This window comes from Okeania sp. SIO2B9, from assembly GCF_010672505.1.
GTDB classification, from domain to species: Bacteria; Cyanobacteriota; Cyanobacteriia; order Cyanobacteriales; family Microcoleaceae; genus Okeania; species Okeania hirsuta.
This window is the reverse complement of the sequence record NZ_JAAHGK010000562.1, coordinates 1-4,693: the sequence shown is the minus strand read 5'-3', so window position 1 is coordinate 4,693 and position 4,693 is coordinate 1. Positions and strand designations below refer to the sequence as shown.

Here is a 4,693-nt window from a genome sequence, read left to right as displayed (position 1 = left end):
TTCTAACCCTTTCAATAAAGAATCAACTCCATCCTCCATAATTTTGCTAGGTTGAAAGAAAGCATCTCGTAGAGCAACGGCTTCATAGCTTCCATCCTCTTCCACTTGTAAGAGTTGAGGTGAAAGCATGGTATGACCAAAGCGGAAAACACCAGTGGAGAATTCAGTGAAAATACCCGGTTCAAGGGTTTCATCATAACCCGTATACTCACCAAGAGCATCCTTTCCTAAGAGCAAGGGTAAAAATTCATTATAGGTAATGGTCTGAATTTTTGCCCCAACTAAACGACGAGCTGATTCATAGATAAAGTCACCACGGCTTAACCCAGACTCTTCAAACAGTTCATTCAGTTTGTCTGCTTTACTTCCGTTTCCATTGTCTAAAACATCAGTAATTTCATCTGCCAAGCGGTTATGTTCTCTAACAAACAGGGTGTGAACAGAAATTAAGCCTAATTGTTCATTAACACGGATATCTCCGGCAAGAAAGTTACCATCACTATCAGTAGGCAGTAAAATCTCCCCATCAGGACCGATGCTGGTGGCTAGTTTTCCAGTGCCATCATCAGCTCTCAAAGAAAGGGCTGTTGCTTCATCGGAACCATAAACCATAGAACCATCAAGAAACGCCGTAATTTCGTTAATCTGTTCACGGGGGTTTGTGGTGCCAGTGGCAGGATCGAAAATAGAACGGGTTAAGGGGATGGTTTGAGTTCCTGTTCCAAAAGGATCAAAATCTGGATCGCCTGTAGGAACTTGAATAGGAAATGAGTCCCCTGAAGAATCGGCTTCCGTTAAATCGATGTCATGATCGATAAATTGTCCCCACTGCCAAAACCAGTCAGAAAGTTTAAAGTCGTTGACAATAGATTCTTCTCCTTGATCGGCGATCGCATTACTGACTGCCCGCGCACTAGGAAGTTCAAGGGGCGTAGTTAGTCCACCACCTCTTGGTTCAGATAATCCATCTTCGTAAGCTTCAGGACCTAAGCGTAATAATTGAGTGTATCGAGTGCCTTTTTCTGTTGCACTACCAAATTCAGGGTTTTGAAGATTATTATTTAAACCATTAATAGTGCGAAAGGTATTTTCGCCAATAACATCATTCCAGAACAAATCATAGGTATTCCCTGAAAAAGTACCATCCCCTGAAGTAACTTGGATATAATAAGTTCCTGCTTTGTCAACAGTAAAATCAATTATTTCATTATCATCTAGAGAATCTGAAGAGGCAATTTCATTTCCTGTTGAATCAAAGAGAAATAAATCAAGATTCCCTTCATTATGGTTAAAGGTTAACTCGACAAAGATATCTAAAGAGCCTTCTGTGGCTTCAATTTTATAAAGGTCATCATCTAAAGCCACTCCCAGCCCATTAATGTCGCTCAGAAGAGTCTGTTCATTCTCCGAAAAATCAAAAGCTTGTTGGATACGATTATTTTTTTCGTAATTATCGTCCATTTTTGCACCCTATAATAATGTTGATTGACATCGCCAAAATTATATATCACATTCTATAGAATTTGCGTAGCATTCCATAGAATGTGATATACAATACTAAGCGTGAAAAAAGAATGTTACAAATAGTCAGAGAAATAAAAAGACAAATGTAGGATATGTCCTTTGACAAAGCGGTCCTTAGCGCAGCTTCCCCTAGGGTGGGATGGCGATCTTCGGAGCGGCTCTGTCACTCTTAGGGTCTCCTCGCCATATCCAATCGACCAAGAGAGCGGTGCGACCCCGCGACGACGCCAGCTCGCTTGCGGAACGCGCACCAAGAGAAAAGAATGATTTCCGACCTGAAAAATGGTATTGAAGCTATTCATTCTGACTCGGTCCTCCTGACTTCCCCTCCCAGGGGTTATATTAAATCCGTTTAATTCGGTATAAAAAAATGTTCCATCTTCAACCATTACCAAATATCTCCCCATCTCTCACACTCCCCACACTCCCCACACTATGAATCTAATTACACCGATGCTACCGGATTTGATATTACGGGTGGGTTGACTCCTAAGAAACATCCTAGCTATTTGTCGCAAATATTTATTGATTTGGTATAATATGAAATCCGGTTATACAGTTGCCGCACTCTATACTTCTATTCAATGCAGACATAAAATGCCGGAATATCCCCAGATAATTCCCACTCTCATCCTTCCTTTATCCTTGATCCTTGATCCTGACTCCTTGATCCTTGATCCTGACTCCTAAATGATAGGATAACTAATTATCCGGATACTATATCAGTCCAATACTCTTAACTTTTGCCCAAACTACCTCGCTGCATTTGCTCTCTTTCTATAGCTTCAAATAAAGCTAGAAAATTTCCTTCACCAAAACCTTGAGCTTGCATTTGTTTACCATTCACCCAAGCAACCCTGCGTTCAATAAACTCAAAAAATACAGTTGGTTGAGGAAAAATGGGTTTGGTGAAAATTTGCAGTAACATTGCTTCCGGTCTCATTTCCTGCCAGTCTAGCAAAATTTGATATTCTTGAACTTTTTGCCAGTCAACTTCCGGTAAATAACTTAATGCTTTTGCTTGCAGTTGAGAGTAATATGTTGCCGGAACCCGCAAAAAACCCAAACCACGCGATCGCAAATCTCCTATCACCTCCAAAATATTCTCTGTCCGTAAAGCAATATGTTGTATCCCCGCACCATGATTAGCATCCAAAAATTCTTGAACTTGAGAATTAGCAGATGCAGGTTCATTAATGGGAAATTTCACTCCACCATCTGGGTCAACCATCACTTGACTGCGTAAAGCAGATTTATCTGTTTGAATTTCAAAGCTTTGCTGGGGTTGAAATTCTAGAATTTGATGATACCAGTCGAGAGCAGATTGTAAATTATCCTCAGCTACATTCAAAACTACATGATCGATAGCTACAATATTTGTAGAGAGTTGAGAAGTAGGATGTAAAATTTGTGCATCATCAATTTTTTCAACTAGAGTATGACTTATATCTCCCCATCCGGAAATTTTTGCCCATCTCAAACCCTGTAAGTCTTGCTGAATAGGTTGCAAAACTTCTGCTCCATTCGCCGCAGCTTTGGCCACAACTGAGTTAAGGTCTCGAACCCTAAAAGCGACATCACCTACTCCGGGAGGATGTATCCTGAGAAAATCAGCAACAAAATTTTCTGATGTGATGGGAGAGGATAGGGCAAAATATACTCGACCTCTGTTGATAATTTCCTTATGAGTATGTTGAGTGGTTTGAGAGGCGATCGCTTTAAAGCCTAATTTTTCAATAAACCAATCTCGTGACTCCATTGCATTTTCAACGTAGAAGTGAATGTGATCGAATTCCATAACCAACCTTTATTACTGATGAGCTTAAATTCTTTTCTTTACCGAATAATTAAGGTAAAAATCCTCTCCTTTAAAGGAGAAACAATGAATTATAGCAATGTGCGCTGGCATCTTTACAAATTGTACGAATTGTCCAATAGCTAAAAGTCTTATATTATCAGATTTTTATTCCCCCTATTGCCTTCCGGAGCTGTTGCCTGTTGCCTGCGCGCAGCGCTATAATTTTCCTTTGAGTCTTACCTCTTCCTTTCCAAGAGAGGTAATTATTAATTGTTGAAAGGACTTACGCAAAGACACTACATATAGTAGATAAAAACTATAGCACTATGATATATATAGTGTTTTTCTTGGAAGAATGTGTAACTTCTGCTTTAAAAAAATAAATGACTGTCTGGCTGAATATTAATTTCCATTGGTACAGCTTGGGGTTCTGCATTGAGGGCAAACATTATTGCATCGGCAGCAGTTTCAGAACTTAGCATTTTTGAGCGATCGACCTTTAGGCTAACATTATCCCAGAAAGGTGTATTCACTCCTCCGAAATAGAAAAGAGTCACCTTAATACCATAGCGTCGTAACTCATCCGCCATACATTTACTCAAACCCACCAAACCAAACTTAGAAGCACAATATACAGTCCCCATGGCCATTGAATGTTTGCCGAGAATACCAATAACATTGCAAATATGGCCTGATTTTTGTCCTTTCATGACATTGGCAGCGGCTTGACAGGTATAGAAACTGCCTTTCAAATTGAGGTCAAGCATAATATCTAGGTCAGCAGGTTCAATTTTGTTCCATTGTTTGAGAATACCTGCTCCTGCTGCATTGATTAACACATCAATTTGGCCAAAATGACTGGAAGTTTTTTCCATTAGAGTTTCTACTTCCTCTGGGTTGGTAATATTTGTTGGTACAGTAATAACTTGGGTAGTAGATAGTTGAGTGGCTAAATTGTCCAATCTACTGCTATCTCTGGCCGCTAATACTAAGCTCGCACCAGAATTTGCCAGTTTTTCTGCCACTACTGAACCTATACCACCAGTAGCACCCACAACTACAACAACTTTGTCCTGCATTAACTTTCTCTTTACATTTCTTTACATATATTTTTATAATATAGTACTATGAAAATAGGACTCGGAGATTCCTCTATTTCCTTGCTCCGGTTTTCCCTACTCCCTACTCCCTTTCCACTCAAATTTATTCAGGACTTAGGCAAATTGACCTTTAAAGCACCATCTGTAGGGGCGAATGGCATTTGCTAAGGTAGAGCTGCCGATAACGCACTAGCTATATGTAGAGTCCCTATGTGGGATGTATTCAAAGTCCCTACCTATTCCCTATTCCCTATCCCCTATTCCCTAAGCA

The 4,693-nt window shown here is 40.0% G+C and carries 3 protein-coding genes; all 3 read right to left on the bottom strand.

The features are described 5' to 3' along the window. Window positions 1-1,461: peroxidase family protein (locus F6K13_RS19135; protein WP_287288038.1), on the bottom strand; the 1,461-nt coding region annotated here is incomplete at its 3' end. A gap of 799 nt (window positions 1,462-2,260) precedes the next feature. Next, entirely contained in the window at window positions 2,261-3,322 is a 1,062-nt protein-coding gene (gene hppD / locus F6K13_RS19130; RefSeq protein WP_124145114.1) for a 4-hydroxyphenylpyruvate dioxygenase, read from the bottom strand. A 371-nt stretch (window positions 3,323-3,693) separates the two neighbouring features. Then, a complete protein-coding gene (locus F6K13_RS19125; protein WP_124145113.1) occupies window positions 3,694-4,401 on the bottom strand; it encodes an SDR family oxidoreductase in 708 nt (235 codons plus the stop codon). Window positions 4,402-4,693: the final 292 nt, after the last annotated feature.